This window comes from Pseudogulbenkiania sp. FW507-F1 (genome assembly GCF_058781125.1).
The window spans coordinates 191,074-208,347 of sequence record NZ_JBYSWM010000002.1 but is presented as its reverse complement, the minus strand read 5'-3'; the positions used below and the strand labels follow the sequence as shown (position 1 = coordinate 208,347).

Here is a 17,274-nt window from a genome sequence, read left to right as displayed (position 1 = left end):
ATTTCCCTTCGGAAACGGCGGCCGGCGCTCGCTCCTGGCGCCTGGAATACCGCCTCGGGATGGTCCTGCGTCCTGTGCTAGCCCTGATGAGAAAAATCAGCAGGCGCGGCGCGGCAGGAAAATCTCCGCGATCATGCAGCGCGCACCGCCGCCGCCCAGCCGCTCGATGGTATCGATCGGGGCCTGGGCGACCCTGGCGTAGGACGAAATGGCGGTTTGTTGCTCTGGCGTCAGCGAGGACCAGGCCTGGCGCGACAGGGCGAACACCGCTTCGCCGTCGCGGGAGGAGAGTTCGAGCATGTTGCCGGCGAAGTGCTCGAGCTGATCGTAGGAAATATCGATGATCTCTTTGCCGCTGGCGGTGAGCGCCTGTGCCAGGGCGGCTCGTTCGTTCCGATCGCGGATCGATTCCAGGCACACGACGGCGAGTGTTTTGCCCACGCACATCATCACGTTGGTGTGGTAGATGGGCTTGCCGTGGCGATCGACCGAGTGAAACCAGAGCGACTGGTAGCCGATGGTTTCCGACACCGCCTTCATCACCATCTCGCTGCTGCGCGACGAGAAGCAGACGTAGGCCATCTTCTGGTCGTGGTCGAAAATCATGGTGCCGGTGCCTTCGTGGTACTGACCGACCCTCTCGAAGCCGCTCAGATCAATGACATCCTCGACGGCGAATACCTGCGTGATCTTTTCCAGGACCTTGTTGTTGCGCTCCAGGCGGCGGTTGAGGGCTTCCATCGGGTAGAGCAGCACCTTGCCGTCGGCGTGCAGGCTGATCCAGTTGTTGGGGAAGATCGAATCGGGCGTGTGCGGATCGACCGTGTCGTCGATGACCAGCACGTCGACGCCGCAGCGGCGCAACTCACCCACGTAGGCATCGAACTCGGCGAGCGCATTTTGCTGCGCTTCCTGGTGGTCGATGTCCGATTTCTGAAAGGCGTTCGAGGACGACGTTTGCGGATTGGACAAGAATCGCGCCGGGCGGATCATCAGAATAGTGCTGGTGGTTTGCATGCTGCTTAATCGTCCTTGCAGGAGGGTGGAGTAAGGGGCCATTTTTATGGTCTCGGGCCGACATCGTTGGCGGCTCCCGAGCAATGTCGATCTCGGTGTTGCCGCTATTGTGGGCCGCTGTCTTGTTGGCAAAAAGTTGGCAAACTTCGCAAATTCTCACTATATTTTGCAAATTGATATATTGAATTGGCGTTTTGTTAATGAATGACACGGATCGACAGTTGCTGGCCTTGCTGAGGGACGATGCGCGCATGTCGGTGACGACGCTGGCGGAAAAGCTGAGGGTGTCGCGGGCGACGGTGCAGAGCCGGATCAACAAGCTGGAGGAGACGGGGGTGATCGTGGGTTACACCGTCCGGCTCAAGCCGGAGGCGGAAACCCATCGTATCAGGGCGTGGATGGGCATTGCCGTTGAGGGCAGCAAGGCGCCGTCGGTGCTGCAGGCGCTGCGCGGCGATCCCAACGTGCAGACCCTGCATTCGACCAACGGGCGCTGGGACATCGTGACCGAACTGCGCGCCGATACCCTGGAGCAGTTCGACCGCGTGCTCGGGCGCATCAGGCTGATTCCCGGCATCGCGTCGACCGAGACCAGCATCCTGCTGTCGACGCACAAGGTGTAGCGTTGCCGTGAGCCAAGGTCGCCGCAACGAGGGCGGATTTCCCCTGTTTGGGCGGCTGACAGTGGCCGAAGAGGGCGCCCGCGTTCGTCGGGCCCGGTGACGCTATTCCGTTGGCCGCGAGGCCAACGGTGAATGACCCGCGCGCGGCCAGGCCGGCACAGGGGTTGGCCGAAGCTCATGCCTGACGTTTAGGGGGAAGGGGCGCGAGCGGGGTGCGCAAAAAAAAAAGCCCGGCGGGCGCCGGGCAAAGTCCTGTTTCACACAGACAGATACATCAGGAACAGGTAGTTGGTATCAAGACACGGTTTCCTTCAGCTGGCCGAGGATCTGCGGGTTCTCCAGCGTGGAGACGTCCTGCACGATTTCCTCGCCCCGCGCCAGCGAGCGCAGCAGTCGGCGCATGATCTTGCCGGAGCGGGTCTTGGGCAGGTTCTCGCCGAAGCGGATGTCGTCCGGCTGGGCGATCTTGCCGATTTCGTGGGCCACCCAGCTCTTCAGTTCGGCGGCGACCTTCTTGGCTTCGTCGCCTTCCGGACGGGCGCCCTTCAGGACCACGAAGGCCACCACGGCTTCGCCTTTCACCTCGTGCGGCTTGCCGACCACCGCGGCTTCGGCCACCAGCGGGTTGGCAACCAGCGCCGATTCGATTTCCATGGTGCCCAGGCGGTGACCGGAGACGTTCAGCACGTCGTCGATACGGCCCATGATCCAGAAGTAGCCGTTTTCGTCACGGTTGGCGGAGTCGCCGGCGAGGTAGTACTGGCCGTTGAACTCTTCCGGGAAGTAGGTCTTCTTGAAGCGCTCCGGGTCGTTCCAGATGGTGCGCACCAGGCTCGGGAACGGCTTTTTGATGACGAGGAAGCCACCGCGGCCCGGTTCCACCTGGGCGCCGGATTCGTCGACGATGTCGGCCATGATGCCCGGCAGCGGCAGGGTGCACGAGCCCGGCTTGGTCGGTACGGCGCCCGGGGTCGGGGCGATCATCACCGAACCGGTTTCGGTCTGCCACCAGGTATCGACGATCGGGCAGCGGCTGCCGCCGACCACTTCGTAGTACCACATCCAGGCTTCCGGGTTGATCGGCTCGCCCACGGTGCCCAACAGGCGCAGGCTGGAGAGGTCGTGCTGTTTCGGCAGATCGGCACCCAGCTTGATCAGCGAGCGGATGGCGGTCGGCGCGGTGTAGAAGGTGGTGACCTTGTGCTTCTCGATCATGCTCCAGAAGCGGCTGGCATCCGGGTAGGTCGGCACGCCTTCGAACACGACCTGGGTGGCGCCGTTGGCGAGTGGACCGTAGCAGATGTAGGAGTGGCCGGTGATCCAGCCCACGTCGGCGGTGCACCAGAATACGTCGTTCGGTTTGTAGTCGAACACCCAGCGGAAGCTGTTGGCCGCACCCAGCAGGTAGCCGGCGGTGCTGTGCTGGATGCCTTTCGGCTTGCCGGTGGAGCCGGAGGTGTAGAGGATGAAGAGCGGGTCTTCCGCGTTCATCCATTCCGGCTCGCAGGCTTCGGACTGGCCTTCGACCAGCTTGTGCCACCATACGTCGCGGCCTTCGGTCCAGTTGGCGCCGCCGTTGGTGCGCTGGTAGACGATGACGTTCTTGACGCTGGAGGTGCCTTCCATGGCCAGCGCTTCGTCGACGGTGGCCTTGAGCGGAACGGTCTTGCCACCGCGCAGGCCTTCGTTGGCGGTGATGACGGCCTTGGCGCCGGCATCTTCGACACGGTCCTTCACGGCGCCGGCGGAGAAGCCGCCGAACACCACGGAGTGGATAGCGCCGATGCGGGCGCAGGCCTGCATGGCGACGATGGCTTCGATCACCATCGGCATGTAGATCACCACGCGGTCGCCCTTCTCGATGCCGAGGCTCTTCAGGCCGTTGGCAAACTGGCAGACGCGGCGGTGCAGTTCGGCGTAGGTGACGCGGGTGACTTCGCCGTCATCCGCTTCGAAAATCAGTGCGATCTTGTTGGCATTGAGCGGCAGATGGCGGTCGAGGCAGTTGTAGGAGACGTTCAGCACGCCGTCGTCGAACCATTTGAAGAACGGGGCGTTGCTGTCGTCGAGCACGCGTGAGAACGGCTTCTTCCAGGTGATCTGTTCGCGAGCCAAGTCCCCCCAGAACGACAGGTAATGATCGTCAGCCTGCTCGCACAGCGCGTTGTAGGCTTCCATGCCGGAAATGCCGGCCTTGCGACGGAAGTCGTCGGAGGGCGGGAAGCTGCGGGTTTCTTTCAGGATCGATTCGAGGGTGGACATTGTGTTCTCCTTGTAGCGTGCCGGATGCCGCACCCTGGCGGGTGCGGCGGGCATGAGTTGCAGATTAATGCTTGGACGCACCGGTGGCGCCGATGCCGGTCATGGCACGGACGTACTGGGCGTCGAACTTGGCTTTTTCTTCGCTGGCCTGCTTCGAGTTATCCAGCACCGAGAACAGCCAGGTGAAGGCGAAGGCCAGGGGCATCGAGAAGATGGCCGGGTTCTTGTACGGGAAGATGGCGGCTTCGTGCTTCATCACGTCGACCCACACTGCCGGGCCCAACACGATCAGCAGCACCGCCGAGATCAGACCGATAAAGCCGCCGATCACCGCGCCGCGGGTGGTCAGACCTTTCCAGAACATCGACAGGAACAGGATCGGGAAGTTGGCCGAAGCGGCGATCGAGAACGCCAGACCGACCATGAAGGCGATGTTCTGCTTCTCGAACAAGAGGCCCAGCACGATGGCGACCACGCCCAGGACCACGGTGGTGATCTTGGAGACGCGGATTTCGTCGGCTTCGTTGGCCTTGCCCTTCTTGATCACCGAGGCGTACAGGTCGTGCGATACCGCCGAAGCACCGGACAGGGCCAGGCCGGCTACCACTGCCAGGATGGTGGCGAAGGCGACCGCCGAGATGAAGCCCAGGAACAGGTCACCGCCCACGGCGTTGGCCAGGTGGATGGCTGCCATGTTGGAGCCGCCCACCAGCTGGGTCACTTCCTTGCCGTTCTTCACAATGGTTTCCATGAAGTGCGGCTGGTTGAGCACCAGCATGATGGCGCCAAAACCGATGATGAAGGTCAGGATGTAGAAGTAGCCGATGAAACCGGTGGCGAAGAACACCGACTTGCGGGCTTCCTTGGCGTCGGACACGGTGAAGAAGCGCATCAGGATGTGCGGCAGGCCAGCGGTACCGAACATCAGGGCGAGGCCCAGCGAGATCGAGTCGATCGGGTCGGCCTTGCCCGGGGACATGATGGCGATGCCCTTAGCATGGATTGCCGTGGCTTTCTGGAACAGTGCTTCAGGGCTGAAACCGACCGAGGACATCACCATGAACGCCATGAAGGTGGCGCCGCACAGCAGGATGACGGCCTTGATGATCTGCACCCAGGTGGTGGCCAACATGCCGCCGAAGGTCACGTACAGCACCATCAGCACGCCGACCAGTACTACGGCGGACGAGTAGCTCATGCCGAACAAGAGCTGGATCAGCTTTCCGGCACCGACCATCTGCGCGATCAGGTACAGCGCCACCACGACCAGCGTGCCGGTGGCGGCGAAGGTACGTACCGGCATCTGCTGCAGGCGATAGGAGGCGACGTCGGCGAAGGTGAACTTGCCGAGGTTGCGCAGGCGTTCGGCGACCAGGAACAGGATCACCGGCCAGCCCACCAGGAAGCCGATGGAGTAGATCAGGCCATCGAAGCCCTTGTCGAACACCATGGCGGAAATACCGAGGAAGGAGGCGGCGGACATGTAGTCGCCGGCGATCGCCAGGCCGTTCTGGAAGCCGCTGATGCCGCCGCCGGCGGTGTAGAAGTCGCTGGCGGAGCGGGTACGGCGTGCGGCCCAGTAGGTGATCCCCATGGTGAACGCGACGAACAGGAAGAACATGATGATGGCGTGCCAGTTGGTCGCCTGCTTCTCTACGTCACCTTCGATGGCGCCGCTGGCAAACGCCAGTGCCGGTGCCAGCGCGAGGCCGGCCAAGGCCAGGGTGGTCAGGGGTTTTTTCATTGTTTTGCCTCCTCAACGATTTCCTGGTTCAGTTGGTCGAATTCGGTGTTGGCCTTGCGCACGTAGACGCCGGTCAGAACAAATGCCGACAGAATGATCAGTACGCCGATCGGAATGCCCACGGTGGTCACGCTGCCCTCACTGAGCGGCGTACCGAGCACTTTCGGGGCAAACGCCAGCAACAGTATGAATCCGTAGTAGATCACCAGCATGACTGCGCTCAGCGTCCAACCCAGGCTCGTCTTCTTGTGAACGAGCTCTAAAAATTTGGGGTTGGATTGCACGCGCTTCAGAACATCTTCGTTCATTGCATCCTCCTTTGTGATGGCGATCCGTCGACCGCTGTTGCAACCTTACGAGGAGCGCTGGAGAGCGGCTAATCGCTTTTTCTGATCAGGAAAATTTGTTGAGTGGATGTTGCGACGCAAAAATTAAATAAAAACAAACACTTAACCTTGAGCAAATGCTTGGTTTGCCTCGTGGGAGGGGCGTGATCGTTTTTTTTGATGGGGGAAATTAGCCGGAACGGTGTGGCGTAAAAAAGGCCATGGAAAACAAGGGGCTGGGAATGGCTGTCATAGCTTTAAGCCATTTTGCAATCGGGGTTATCCCGGTGTTGCGCCGATGCGCACGGGGGCTTGTCTCGTCTTTCCGATGGATCAACAATAGGTTCCCCGCCGGGTCGGGGCCATAGAAAAACACAGACAGCCCGGTGCTTGCGAACGAGAGCTAAATGGAAATCTATCAGTTGCGTACCTTTGTCACGGTGGCCCAGCAGGGCCATCTGACGCAGGCGGCGGAGTTGCTGCACCTGTCCCAGCCGGCGGTAACGGCCCAGATCAAGGCGCTGGAGGAGGAGGTGGGGATGGCGCTGTTCGAGCGCACCACCGGCGGCGTGATGCTGACGCGGGCGGGGCAGGAGCTGCTGCCGCGCGCGCAGTCGATTCTCGAATCGGCCAAGGACATCCTCAATCACGCCCGCCACCTCAAGGGGCAATTGTCCGGCAAGGCGCTGATCGGGGTGTCGCTGACGCCGGAAATCCTCAAGCTGGGGGCGTGGGTGGCGCGCCTGACCGAGAAATACCCGTTGCTCGACCTGCGCCTGCAGCACGGCGTGACCGGCGGCATTCTCAACCTGGTGCGCAAGAAGGAGCTGGATGCCGGCTTCTATCTGGGCAAGAACCCCTACATCAACGTCAATACGGTACTGCTGACCGAATTACCCTTCGTCATCGTGATGCCCAAGGGCTGGGAGAGCCGGGTCGATATCACGGTGCCCAAGGAGCTGGGCAAACTGCCCTGGGTCGGGATTTCTCAGTTCTCAAGTCTTTGCAAGATCACCTCTGAAGTATGGCGTGAACTGAACATTTCGCCGAAGAAGGTCGCCGAATGCGACCATGTGAACACCATCCTCGACATGGTCTGTGCCGGTGTCGGGCTGGCGCTGGCACGTGCCGATGAGGCGCAGGCGGCCGCCGACAAGGGGCTGGTGACCATCGTGCCGGGCATCTGCAAGCTGGCCGAGCTGCAGTTCGTCTATCCTGCCGACCGCGTCGGCGATCTGATTCTCGACGTATTGCTGGAAGAACTGGCGGCGGTCTGGCAGCTTGCACCGTCGTCCCCGCATTGATGATTCCCTCCTGGGAGGCTGGCATGACCTATCAGTTGATGGCCGGTACGCTGGCCGCCTATTTCAAGGCTCTGGAAGCCAGCCAGCGGCGCTGGCTGGACGCGCAGCGCGACGTTTACCAGAGCTGGTCGGCGGTGTTGAAACCGGCCTACCCCCTGGCCGAGAACGAAATCCAGCGCCGTCTCGACAGCGCCTTGCTGGCCGGGGTGTCGCTGAGCCAGGTGCCGTTCGATTCGCAGCATCGCCTGATGCAGGTGACCGAGAAATGGGTGGCGGCGTTGAACCGCACCGTGCTCGACAAGCTGGAGCACGACAGCCTGCACCCTTCCATGGCGGTGGTGCGCCAGGCGCTGCAACTGAGTGATGTCTCGTACGGGGCGTTGTCGAAGGCGTCGCGCCAAGTGGGCCATTTCGCTTCGACCAGCTTTTCGTCGGCGACGGTCAAGGCGGCGCACGATATGCGCCACGCCTGGAAGCTGCGCTGACGCGAGCGCCGCGCCCGGCTCGGGGCGTCAAAAACCCTCTTGCTTGTCAGGTGTTTATCGCGCGCCCCAATGTTTAGAATGGGGCATGAACGCTTTTTCCTCACTCGGCTTCGGCCAACGTTTCCAGACACTTCCGCCGGCGTTCTACCGCCGCGTCGATCCTACCCCCTTGCCCGACCCTTACCTGGTCGCCGTCAGCCGTCCGCTGGCGGCCGAACTCGGCGTGGCCGGCGAGTCGCTGCTAGCTGCCGACGCCGTCGGTGTGCTGAGCGGTTCGCTGCTGCGCCCCGATATGCGACCGGTGGCGGCGATCTATTCCGGCCACCAGTTCGGCGTCTACGTGCCGCAACTGGGCGATGGCCGCGCCTTGCTGCTGGGGGATACCAAGGCGCCGGATGGGCGCCTGATGGAGTGGCAGATCAAGGGCGCCGGCCTGACGCCGTTCTCGCGCATGGGCGACGGGCGCGCGGTGCTGCGCTCCAGCATCCGCGAGTTCCTCTGCTCCGAGGCGATGCACCATCTCGGCATCCCCACCACGCGGGCGCTGGCGATCATGGGCTCGGATGAGCCGGTGTACCGCGAGACCACGGAAACCGCGGCGGTGGTGACGCGGGTGGCGGAAAGCTTCCTGCGTTTCGGCAGCTTCGAGCTGTTCTACCACCGCGGCATGCATGACGAAATCCGCGTGCTCGCCGACTACGTCATCCGCCACCATTACCCGGCCTGCCAAGAGGCCGCCAACCCTTATCTGGCGCTGTTCGCCGAGGTGACGCGGCGTACCGCCGAACTGATCGCGCAGTGGCAGGCGGTGGGCTTCTGTCACGGTGTGATGAACTCGGACAATATGTCGATCCTGGGCCTCACCATCGACTACGGTCCGTTCGGCTTCATCGACGGCTTCAACGCCGCGCATATCTGCAACCACTCCGACCATGCCGGGCGTTACGCCTACAACCAGCAGCCGCAGATCGGGCTGTGGAACCTGCACTGCCTGGCCTCGGCCTTGCTGCCGCTGGTGAGCGAGGAGGAGCTGGTGGCGGTGCTCGGCAGCTACCGCGACACCTTCGAGGCGGCGCACCTGATGCGGCTGCGCGCCAAGCTCGGCCTCACGGCCGAGCACGACGACGATGCCGACCTGATCAACAGCCTGTTCCTGACGCTGCACGCGCACCGCACCGACTTCACTATCTTCTTCCGCCGCCTGGCCGGTTTCCGCCAGGACGACGCCGTGAACGCGCCGGTGCGCGACCTGTTCGTCGAGCGCGAGCAGTTCGACGCCTGGGCCCGGCGCTACCGCGAGCGGCTGGCGTGGGAGGCCAGCGTCGACGCCGAGCGTGCCGTGCGCATGAACCGCGTCAATCCCAAGTACATCCTGCGCAACTACCTGGCCGAGGCGGCGATCGCCAAGGCGCGTGACGAGCGCGACTACAGCGAGATCGAGCGTCTGGGGCGCTGCCTGGAAAAACCGTTCGACGAACAGCCCGAGTTCGAGGCGTACGCCGGTTTTCCGCCGGAGTGGGCCGAGCAGATCAGCGTCAGCTGCTCCAGCTGAGTCGATGGCGTGTCGTGCCGGGCTGGTCCGCCGCGGTGGCGGACGGGCTTCGGCCAACCTTGGCTCGTGTTGACGGTGTCGACGCGAACCATGCCGAAGGCATCGATGTCCAACCCTCTAATGTCCCTGCGCGAGCGGGCGCTGTCGCCGTGCCTCATCGCCAGCGCGCGGGGCGATGATCTGAATCGAGGAGTCGTGATGCGGCCAAGCCGTTTCATTGTGGTGGCGTCCAGCCTGCTGCTGTTGCTGCACGCCTATATCGGCGTGCGCTTGCTGCCCGACCTGCCGCTCGGCCCGGTGGGGCGGGGGCTGGGGGTGCTGGCGCTGACGTTGTCCTGCGTCTTGATGCCGCTCGGCCTGATGGCGCGGGGTATCGAACGCCAGCCGCTGGCCGACCGCCTGGCGTGGGCCGGCTTGCTGCTGATGGGCGTGTTCTCGTCGTTGCTGGTGCTGACGTTGTTGCGCGACATCGCGTTGGGCATCGCCGCCCTGGCACTGCCGGCGGCGGAGCTGCCAACGCTGGTGCGCGACTCGGCGCTGGCGGTGCCGTTGCTGGCGGGGCTGGTCAGCCTGGTCGGCCTGGTGAACGCACGCCGCCGCGCCCGCGTGGTGGAGGTCGAGGTGCCGCTGGCCGGCCTGCCTCCCGCCCTCGACGGCTTCACCATCGTCCAGATCAGCGATATCCATGTCGGTCCCACCATCAAGCGTGGCTATCTGGAGGCGATCGTCACGGCGGTGAACGGGCTCGAGGCCGACATGGTCGCGGTGACTGGCGACCTGGTCGACGGCAGCGTCGAGCAGCTGGCGCCGCATACCGCGCCCCTGAGCCGGCTCACGGCACGGCACGGCGCCTACTTCGTCACCGGCAACCACGAGTACTATTCCGGCGCCGCGGCCTGGGTCGAGGAACTGCGCCGGCTGGGGCTGAGGGTGCTGGAAAACGAGCACGTGGTGCTGTGTCATGGCGAAGCCGAACTGGTGGTGGCGGGCGTCACCGACTACGGCGCGCATCATTTCGACCCGGCGCAGCGCAGCGACCCGCACGCCGCGCTCGAGGGGGCGCCTGAGGCAGCCGGTGCGCGCATCCTGCTCGCCCACCAGCCGCGCAGCGCACCGGCGGCGGCGGCCGCCGGTTTCGACCTGCAACTCTCCGGTCACACCCACGGCGGGCAGTTCTGGCCGTGGAACCTGTTCGTGCGCCTGCAGCAGCCGTACACCGCCGGGCTGCATCGCCTCGACGCGCTGTGGGTGTATACCAGCCGCGGCACCGGCTATTGGGGGCCGCCGAAACGCTTCGGCGCGCCGTCGGAAATCACGCTGGTGCGGTTGGTGGCGGCGCGGGAAGCCAGCCGTTAGCAACGCTGTCCGATAAAACGATGGGGTGTCTCCTCCGCCCCAAATCGGCTTCATGCACGGTTTGGCTTTGCGCAAGTGGCAGCATTGTCACCCGAAAGTAGAGATGGCATTGCGCACGGTGGCGTGGGAGGGGGAAGGCTTGTTCCCATCCCGATTAAGAAACACGGGAAAACAAGGAAGCCTCCACCTGAGCACTTCAGGCCATTTCCTTCACGCAACGGGTATCACAAAGTACGATCAAATGAGATGGGGCATTAGATGCTGAAGCAGAACGAAATAAGCATGGTCTTTAACTATCGCTGGCTTTACGACACTGTACGTCAGCGTTTTGACTCTGACGAGGCCATGGAGGCTTTTCTGCCCAAAGCGCTCACGCCTGAAGAGCTAAAGCATAAGGGCGATGATCGCTATCTTTCTGCCATGAGCCAGCGGGTATTTCAGGCTGGCGTGCAACACTCGGTGGTCGATGCCAAGTGGCCTGAATTTGAAAAAGCCTTTTTGGGCTTTGCCCCCGAGCAAATGGTGTTGCTCAGTCCGGAACATATAGAAAGTCATATGAAAAATGACCGGATTATCCGCGATCGTACCAAGCTAAAAACTATTCCAAACAATGCCCAGTTTATCTTGGATATCCGCCAGGAGCATGGCAGCAGTTTCGGCGCGTTCATTGCCGACTGGCCGAGTGCCAACATCGTTGGCTTATGGCGTTTGTTGGCCAAACGTGGCTCTCGCCTGGGCGGCCGCTCGGCCGCCGGATTTTTACGCTTGGCCGGGAAGGACACTTTTTTATTGACCAGTGATGTGATTGCACGCCTGATGGCGGCAGGCATTATTGGCCATGAGCCCACCAGTCAGCGCGATCTGCAAATCGTACAGGATGCTTTCAATGAGTTGCAGCAAAGCTCCGGAAGGCAGTTGTGCCAGCTATCGGCTATGTTGTCGTTGAGTATTAATCCGCGGTTTTAGTAAGACCATCACGCTTCGACGTTTTGTTGGCGGCGCCTAATCCAGCGTGCGGCGGAAGGTTTTCAGCCCCACCCCCAGCACTACCGCCATGAACGCCAGGATCGGCCACACCTGCGGCCATAGCAGGCTCACGTCGTTGCCCTTGAGCAGGATGCCGCGCACCAGCACCAGGAAATGGGTCAGCGGCAGGCAGTTGCCGATGACCTGGGCCCACTCCGGCATGCCGCGGAACGGGAACATGAAGCCCGACAGCAGGATCGACGGCAGGAAGAAGAAGAACGTCATCTGCATCGCCTGCAGCTGGTTGCGCGCAATCGAGCTGAAGGTGATGCCGAGCGTCAGGTTGGCGCAGATGAACAGCAACACCACGGCGTAGAGCAGCACCAGGCTGCCCAGCATCGGCACGTCGAACACCCAGCGCGCCGCCAGCAGCACCAGCGACACCTGGATCAGCCCGATCAGGATGTAGGGCACGATCTTGCCGGTCATCACCTCGAGCGGTGTGGCCGGAGTGGCGAGCAGGTTCTCGAAAGTCCCGCGCTCGCGCTCGCGCGTCATGGCGAGCCCGGTCATCAGCACCATGGTCATGGTGAGGATCACGCCCATCAGCCCTGGCACGATGTTGTACGCGGTGATCCCTTCCGGGTTGTAGCGCTTGTGCAGGCGCAGCTCGATCAGCTGTTTTCCCGGCGGGTGGAAGCCGGGCAGGTCCGGGGTGAACACCTCGTTGCCAAGGTGGTTGAGCACGGAAATGGCGCTGCCTGCCGCCACCGGGTCGGTGGCGTCGGCCTCGACCAGCAGGCTCGGCTGCTCGCCGCGCACCAGCGCGCGCTGGAAGCCGGGCGGGAAGGTGACCACGAACTGCACGTCGCCGCGGTCGAGCAGGCGCGCGGCCTCCGCCTCGCTCTCGACGCTGCCCACCAGGTCGAAATAATCGCTGTTCCGCATCGCGGCGAGGTAGGCGCGCGCGTACGGGCTGGCCTCGGCCATCACTACTGCCGTCGGCAGGTGCTTGGGGTCGGAGTTGATGGCGAAACCGAACAACAAGAGCTGGATGATCGGGATGCCGATGATCATGCCGAAGGTCAGCCGGTCGCGCTTGAGCTGGATGAATTCCTTGACGACGATGCCGAGCCAGCGCTGCAGCGAGGGGCGGGACAGGGCAAAGCGCTTCATGACGCGGCCTCGAACGGGTCGGGGCGGTGGCGCATGAGCTGGATGAAAACGTCTTCCAGCGTCGAGTCGACCTGCGCCAGACGCAGCCCATGCTCGCGGCAGAAGCGCTCCAGCGCGGCCTCCAGCAGCGCCGCGTCGGAACCGCTGACGTGCAGGCGCGTCCCGAAGCTCGCCACCTGTTCCACCCCCGGCAGTTGCCGCAGCGCTTCTCCCAGGCCGGTGACGTCGGGGCCGCTGAGCTCCCAGGTGGCCAGCTGCTGCGCCGCGATCACTTCGCTGGCGGTGCCGGCGGCGAGCAGGTTGCCGTATGAGAGGTAGGCGAGGCGATGGCAGCGCTCGGCCTCGTCCATGTAGTGGGTCGACACCAGGATGGTGATGCCGCTCGCCGACAGGCGGTGGATTTCCTCCCAGAAGTCGCGCCGCGCCTTGGGGTCGACGCCGGCGGTGGGCTCGTCGAGCAGCAGCAGCCGCGGTTGGTGCAGCAGGCAGGCGGCCAGCGCCAGGCGCTGTTTCCAGCCGCCGGACAGGGTGCCGGCGAGCTGGTGGCGGCGTCCGGCCAGGCCGAGATCGTCCAGGGCGCGGTCCACCGCTTCGCGCCGGCCGCGCATGCCGAACATGCGCGCCACGAAGTCGAGGTTCTCGGCGATGGTGAGGTCGTCCCACAGCGAGAATTTCTGCGTCATGTAGCCGACTTGGCGCTTGATCTCGGCGCTTTGCGTCAGCACGTCGTAGCCCAGGCAGCGCCCGCTGCCGCTGTCCGGCGTCAAGAGGCCGCACAGCATGCGGATCGAGGTGGTCTTGCCGCTGCCGTTGGGGCCGAGAAAGCCGTAGATCTCGCCCTCGCGCACCTGCAGCGACAGGTCGCGCACCACATGCTTGTCGCCGAAATGCTTGTTGAGGCCGCTAACGTCGATGGCGAGTTCCATGTCACCTCCCGACCAGGCTGACGTCCACCGGCAGCCCCGGACGCAGCGCGGCGGCCTGCTGCGGCGCCGGGTAGGCCTCGACGCGGAACACCAGTTTCTCGCGGCTGCCGCGGCTGTAGATCACCGGCGGGGTGTACTCGGCTTGCGCGGCGATGAACGCCACGGTGGCGCGGATCGGCGCCGGGCAACCGTCGCAGCGTGCTTCCACCGCCTGGCCCGGGCGCAGTGTGCCGACCACGCTTTCCGGCACGAAGAAGCGCAGGCGGCGGCGGTTGTCCGGCAACAGGCTCGCCACCGGCTGGCCCGCCGGCACCCATTCGCCGGGGCGGTAGTAGGTCTCGACGATCTCGCCCGCGGCCGGGGCGCGCACCGCCTTCTTCTCGACTTGCCAGCGTTTCTGCTCCTGCTGCGCGCGCGCGGCTTCGAGCTCGGCGCGCGCGCCGCGCACCTCGGGCGGACGGCCGAGGGTGATCTGCGCGCTTTTCAGCTGCTGGCGCAGCGCGTCGGCCTGGGCCACGGCCTGGTCGTGGGCGGCGGTGACCTCGTCGAGCTTGGCCTGCGAGATGAAGCCCTGGCGTGCCAGCGCCTGTTGCTGGCGCAGCTGGGTGGCGGCCAGGCGCAGGGCGGCTTCGGCCGACTGCAGCTGGGCCTCGATCGCGGCGATTTCCGGCGGGCGGCGCGGTTCCTGCAGGTTCTGCAGCTTCTGTTCGGCCGACTGCACGCGCGCCTCGGCCTCCTGCAGCCCTTGTTGTTCCGGGTCGGGGGCGATGGCGAACAGCGCGCTGCCGGGCTGCACCCGGCTGCCGCGCGCGGTGTCGAGCGTCTGCAGGTAGCCGGCGGCGGGGGCGGCGAGGTAGAGGTAGTCGCCCTCGATATAGCCCTGGTAGGCGTGGCCGGTGTCCTGGTTGCAGGCGGTCAGCAGCAGGGCGAGTGCCGTCGCCGCCAGGCGTGGCCCGCCCTGCCCAAGCATCCTCATGGTGGTTCCTTCTCTCGATCGGCCAAGGTGGATACCGCCAGTTTATTACTTTGTCGTGCTCCTGATCAGGGGAATCGAGCGGGCCGGGGCGCGGCGTCAGGCTGGCGAGGCGGCGCAGGCCACTTGCTGCGCCAGGAAGTCGAGCCGGTTGTGCTCGCAGCACAGCACGCGGCCGTCACTGAACACCGGGCGCGTCAGCCCGCTCAGCACGTTGCCGCTGGGCATTTCCAGCGCCAGCCGCGCGCCGCGTTCGTAGGCGTGGCGCACGGCGTCGTGCCAGCGCACCTGGCGCGCCATGTTGAAGGCGAGGTCGTCGCGGATGGCGTCCACCTCGAATAGCACGCGGCCGCGGCTGCCGCTGAGGTAGAGCGGGCCCGGGCGGCGCAGCGGGTATGCGGCCAGCGCTTCGGCCAACTGCGCCGCCGGGGGGGCGAGCAGCGCGCAGTGCGAGGGCACGCTCATCGCCAGCCGGCGCGTCAGCGTGGCGCCGGCGCGGCGGGCGCACTCCATCAGCCGCTCCAGTGCGCTGTCGGCGCCGGCCACCACCAGCTGCGTGGGGGCGTTGAGGTTGGCGAGATGGAGCGGCGCGGTGGGCGTGTGCAGCGCCGCGATCAGCGGCTCGAGCTGCGCCACGCCAAGCCCGACGATGGCCGCCATGCCGTAGCCCGAGGGATAGGCCTGTTCCATCAGCCGGCCGCGCAGCGCCACCAGTTGCAGGGCGGCGTCGAAGTCGAGCGCCCCGGCCACCACCGCCGCCGGCCAGGCGCCGATCGACAGGCCGGCCACCATGTCGGGGCGGGCGCCCTTGGCGGCCAGCACGCGTGCCATCGCCACGCCGGCGATCAGCAGGCAGAGCTGCACCGCGACGGTGGAGGCGAGCGCGTCGGCATGGTCCAGCTGCAGCGGGTCGCGGCCGAGCACGGCGTGCGCCCGCTCCAGCGTGGCGCTTGCTGCCGGATGATCGGGCAGGGCGTGCAGCATGCCGGGCCGCTGCGAGCCCTGGCCGGGAAAGGTGAACAGTACGCTCATGGGGTGGCTCCTTGCGGTGCGGGGAGATGCCACGGGTCGCGCACCAGGCGGGGGCCGTGGTCGGTTTTGAGCAGCAGGCGCGGGGCTTCGGCCAACCATTCGTTCAGGGCGAAGCCGCCGAGGCCGGTGTCGATCTGGATGTCGAGGCGGCACGCCACCCGGCCTTGCAGTGCGCGCAAGGCCGCGCGTTGCGGCGGCGTCAGCGGGGTGGCGGCGCGCAGCAGCAGGTCGAGGTCGCTGTCCGGGCGCAGCACCGGCAGGCCGCTGGCGAGCGCGAAACCGACGCCGCCGCTCGGTCCCCAGGGCAGGCCGATGGCGTCGAGCTGTGGCGCCAGGGTGCGCAGGGCCGCGATGGCGGGGCAGGGGGCGAGGTGGCTGTCGCGCCACGGTGCCTGCTGCGCCAGCGTTTCCGGGGTGAGCACCCGCGCCACGGCGTGGTGTGGCGCGTGGGTGGCGTGGCGCTGCGCGCGCCCGCGCCCGCGCAGCCCGACCGGCAGCCTGCCGTCGGCGCCGGCCGGGGCGCGCCGCACCACCAGCGGCGCGCGCGCCAGCCAGTCGGCGCCGGCCCAGTCGGGCAGCGGGGTGTCTGGGCACAGCGCGGCCGGATCGGCGAGCCACAGCAGGTCGTGCGGGCGTGGGGCGGGAGTGTGCGTCATGTCGTGTCCTGTGGCGGCGACAGCAGGAAAAACGGCGCCCCACGGGGCGCCAAACTCTTGCCGCCGTGCCGGCCGGGCCGGCGTGACGGCAGGAGGATGCCGGGTCAGCCCACCACCGCCTTGGTGGCGAGGAACAGCAGCGAGGGGCCGAGCAGGCAGCCCAGCCCGGTGTGGAAGGTGGCGACCAGCGCGCCGTACGGCACCAGGCGGCGGTCGGTGGCGGCAAGCCCGGCCGAGACGCCGCTCACCGTGCCGGCCAGGCCGCCGAACACCATCGCGGCGCGCGGGTTGTTGAGCCCGAGGAAGCCGGCAGCGAACGGCGTGCCGACCATCACGATGATGGCCTTGATCAGGCCGGTGGCGATGCTCAGCGCGATCACGTCCGAGCTGGCACCGAGCGCCGCGCCGGTCACCGGGCCGACGATGTAGGTCACCGCGCCGGCGCCGATGGTGGCCATGCTGACCGGGTCGGTGTAGCCGAAGGCGTAGGCCAGGCCGGCGCCGACGATGAACGGCAGCACGGTGCCCAGGAGCAGCGAGACGGCGCCGATCAGACCGGCCTTGCGCGCCTCGGTCACCTGCACTTCGAAGGCGGTGGCGACGATGGCGAAGTCGCGCAGCATGGCACCGCCCATCAGGCCGATGCCGCCCAGCAAGGGCAGGTCGGCGAGGCCTTTCTCACCGCCGGTGAGCACGCCGCCGTAGTAGGCGAGCACCAGGCCGATCATGATGGCGATGGCCGAGCCGTGTACGCGGCCGAAGGTCAGGCGGCGCGACAGCCAGGCCGACAGGCCCATGATGATGCCGACCAGGGCGAAGGCGGCGACCAGTCCGTTGTGATGCAGCATTTTTTCGAGCATGGACAACATGGCGGGA

General features: G+C 65.5%; 16 protein-coding genes. 6 read left to right on the top strand and 10 right to left on the bottom strand.

All coding sequences use genetic code 11. The features are described from left to right. Window positions 1–96: 96 nt before the first annotated feature. The gene (gene ctlX, locus AC3WG5_RS02490; protein WP_492567655.1) at window positions 97–1,017 is read right to left on the bottom strand and encodes a citrulline utilization hydrolase CtlX; all 921 of its coding nucleotides are present in this window, start codon (window positions 1,015–1,017) and stop codon (window positions 97–99) included. Between the two features lie 200 nt (window positions 1,018–1,217). Between ctlX and AC3WG5_RS02485 the strand changes: the two genes are divergently transcribed. Then, the gene (locus tag AC3WG5_RS02485) at window positions 1,218–1,640 is read left to right on the top strand and encodes an Lrp/AsnC family transcriptional regulator (protein WP_482580674.1); all 423 of its coding nucleotides are present in this window, start codon (window positions 1,218–1,220) and stop codon (window positions 1,638–1,640) included. A 294-nt stretch (window positions 1,641–1,934) separates the two neighbouring features. Here the strand turns inward: AC3WG5_RS02485 and acs are convergent, their stop codons facing one another. The 3 genes from acs to AC3WG5_RS02470 form a co-directional block, all read right to left on the bottom strand. Continuing rightward, window positions 1,935–3,902 carry an acetate--CoA ligase gene (gene acs / locus AC3WG5_RS02480; protein ID WP_014087974.1) on the bottom strand — a complete coding sequence of 656 codons (1,968 nt, stop codon included), beginning with the start codon at window positions 3,900–3,902 and terminating at the stop codon, window positions 1,935–1,937. Window positions 3,903–3,966: 64 nt separating this feature from the next. Then, a complete protein-coding gene (locus AC3WG5_RS02475) occupies window positions 3,967–5,646 on the bottom strand; it encodes a cation acetate symporter (RefSeq protein ID WP_294866696.1) in 1,680 nt (559 codons plus the stop codon). Continuing rightward, on the bottom strand, window positions 5,643–5,954 hold the full coding sequence (locus tag AC3WG5_RS02470) for a DUF485 domain-containing protein (RefSeq protein WP_008954293.1): 312 nt from the start codon (window positions 5,952–5,954) through the stop codon (window positions 5,643–5,645). Before AC3WG5_RS02470 ends, AC3WG5_RS02475 begins: the two co-directional genes overlap by 4 nt. Window positions 5,955–6,379: 425 nt before the next feature. Between AC3WG5_RS02470 and AC3WG5_RS02465 the strand changes: the two genes are divergently transcribed. From AC3WG5_RS02465 to AC3WG5_RS02445, 5 genes are all read left to right on the top strand, one after another. Beyond that, window positions 6,380–7,276, top strand: coding sequence for a LysR family transcriptional regulator (locus AC3WG5_RS02465; protein ID WP_014087972.1), 897 nt, complete (start codon window positions 6,380–6,382; stop codon window positions 7,274–7,276). Between the two features lie 23 nt (window positions 7,277–7,299). Further along, window positions 7,300–7,761 (top strand): hypothetical protein, encoded by a 462-nt coding sequence (locus tag AC3WG5_RS02460; RefSeq protein ID WP_014087971.1) that lies wholly within the window; start codon window positions 7,300–7,302, stop codon window positions 7,759–7,761. A gap of 85 nt (window positions 7,762–7,846) precedes the next feature. After that, on the top strand, window positions 7,847–9,313 hold the full coding sequence (locus AC3WG5_RS02455) for a protein adenylyltransferase SelO (protein WP_492567654.1): 1,467 nt from the start codon (window positions 7,847–7,849) through the stop codon (window positions 9,311–9,313). Between the two features lie 198 nt (window positions 9,314–9,511). Further along, complete coding sequence (locus AC3WG5_RS02450) at window positions 9,512–10,669, top strand: metallophosphoesterase (protein ID WP_492567653.1); 1,158 nt, start codon at window positions 9,512–9,514, stop codon at window positions 10,667–10,669. 258 nt (window positions 10,670–10,927) lie between these two features. After that, the gene (locus AC3WG5_RS02445) at window positions 10,928–11,635 is read left to right on the top strand and encodes a DNA-3-methyladenine glycosylase I (RefSeq protein WP_492567652.1); all 708 of its coding nucleotides are present in this window, start codon (window positions 10,928–10,930) and stop codon (window positions 11,633–11,635) included. A gap of 36 nt (window positions 11,636–11,671) precedes the next feature. Here AC3WG5_RS02445 and AC3WG5_RS02440 read toward each other — a convergent pair whose 3' ends face one another. The 6 genes from AC3WG5_RS02440 to madM all read right to left on the bottom strand — a co-directional run bounded on the left by AC3WG5_RS02440 (window position 11,672) and on the right by madM (window position 17,267). Then, complete coding sequence (locus tag AC3WG5_RS02440) at window positions 11,672–12,811, bottom strand: ABC transporter permease (protein ID WP_492567651.1); 1,140 nt, start codon at window positions 12,809–12,811, stop codon at window positions 11,672–11,674. After that, a complete protein-coding gene (locus AC3WG5_RS02435) occupies window positions 12,808–13,737 on the bottom strand; it encodes an ABC transporter ATP-binding protein (protein ID WP_492567650.1) in 930 nt (309 codons plus the stop codon). Before AC3WG5_RS02435 ends, AC3WG5_RS02440 begins: the two co-directional genes overlap by 4 nt. Before the next feature lies 1 nt (window position 13,738). Next, window positions 13,739–14,713 carry an HlyD family secretion protein gene (locus AC3WG5_RS02430; RefSeq protein ID WP_492567649.1) on the bottom strand — a complete coding sequence of 325 codons (975 nt, stop codon included), beginning with the start codon at window positions 14,711–14,713 and terminating at the stop codon, window positions 13,739–13,741. A 96-nt stretch (window positions 14,714–14,809) separates the two neighbouring features. Further along, on the bottom strand, window positions 14,810–15,742 hold the full coding sequence (mdcH, locus tag AC3WG5_RS02425; protein WP_492567648.1) for a malonate decarboxylase subunit epsilon: 933 nt from the start codon (window positions 15,740–15,742) through the stop codon (window positions 14,810–14,812). Next, entirely contained in the window at window positions 15,739–16,398 is a 660-nt protein-coding gene (locus tag AC3WG5_RS02420; protein WP_492567647.1) for a malonate decarboxylase holo-ACP synthase, read from the bottom strand. Before AC3WG5_RS02420 ends, mdcH begins: the two co-directional genes overlap by 4 nt. 104 nt (window positions 16,399–16,502) lie before the next feature. Further along, window positions 16,503–17,267 (bottom strand): malonate transporter subunit MadM, encoded by a 765-nt coding sequence (madM, locus tag AC3WG5_RS02415; RefSeq protein ID WP_492567646.1) that lies wholly within the window; start codon window positions 17,265–17,267, stop codon window positions 16,503–16,505. Window positions 17,268–17,274: the final 7 nt, after the last annotated feature.

What these genes read in the sequence shown, in the direction of transcription:
- ctlX (WP_492567655.1), bottom strand. Translation starts at nt 1,017, where the DNA reads ATGCAAACCACCAGCACTATTCTGATGATCCGCCCGGCGCGATTCTTG.
- AC3WG5_RS02485 (WP_482580674.1), top strand. Translation starts at nt 1,218, where the DNA reads ATGAATGACACGGATCGACAGTTGCTGGCCTTGCTGAGGGACGATGCG.
- AC3WG5_RS02460 (WP_014087971.1), top strand. Translation starts at nt 7,300, where the DNA reads ATGACCTATCAGTTGATGGCCGGTACGCTGGCCGCCTATTTCAAGGCT.
- acs (WP_014087974.1), bottom strand. Translation starts at nt 3,902, where the DNA reads ATGTCCACCCTCGAATCGATCCTGAAAGAAACCCGCAGCTTCCCGCCC.
- AC3WG5_RS02465 (WP_014087972.1), top strand. Translation starts at nt 6,380, where the DNA reads ATGGAAATCTATCAGTTGCGTACCTTTGTCACGGTGGCCCAGCAGGGC.
- AC3WG5_RS02450 (WP_492567653.1), top strand. Translation starts at nt 9,512, where the DNA reads ATGCGGCCAAGCCGTTTCATTGTGGTGGCGTCCAGCCTGCTGCTGTTG.
- AC3WG5_RS02420 (WP_492567647.1), bottom strand. Translation starts at nt 16,398, where the DNA reads ATGACGCACACTCCCGCCCCACGCCCGCACGACCTGCTGTGGCTCGCC.
- AC3WG5_RS02435 (WP_492567650.1), bottom strand. Translation starts at nt 13,737, where the DNA reads ATGGAACTCGCCATCGACGTTAGCGGCCTCAACAAGCATTTCGGCGAC.
- AC3WG5_RS02430 (WP_492567649.1), bottom strand. Translation starts at nt 14,713, where the DNA reads ATGAGGATGCTTGGGCAGGGCGGGCCACGCCTGGCGGCGACGGCACTC.
- AC3WG5_RS02475 (WP_294866696.1), bottom strand. Translation starts at nt 5,646, where the DNA reads ATGAAAAAACCCCTGACCACCCTGGCCTTGGCCGGCCTCGCGCTGGCA.
- AC3WG5_RS02440 (WP_492567651.1), bottom strand. Translation starts at nt 12,811, where the DNA reads ATGAAGCGCTTTGCCCTGTCCCGCCCCTCGCTGCAGCGCTGGCTCGGC.
- AC3WG5_RS02470 (WP_008954293.1), bottom strand. Translation starts at nt 5,954, where the DNA reads ATGAACGAAGATGTTCTGAAGCGCGTGCAATCCAACCCCAAATTTTTA.
- AC3WG5_RS02445 (WP_492567652.1), top strand. Translation starts at nt 10,928, where the DNA reads ATGCTGAAGCAGAACGAAATAAGCATGGTCTTTAACTATCGCTGGCTT.
- madM (WP_492567646.1), bottom strand. Translation starts at nt 17,267, where the DNA reads ATGTTGTCCATGCTCGAAAAAATGCTGCATCACAACGGACTGGTCGCC.
- AC3WG5_RS02455 (WP_492567654.1), top strand. Translation starts at nt 7,847, where the DNA reads ATGAACGCTTTTTCCTCACTCGGCTTCGGCCAACGTTTCCAGACACTT.
- mdcH (WP_492567648.1), bottom strand. Translation starts at nt 15,742, where the DNA reads ATGAGCGTACTGTTCACCTTTCCCGGCCAGGGCTCGCAGCGGCCCGGC.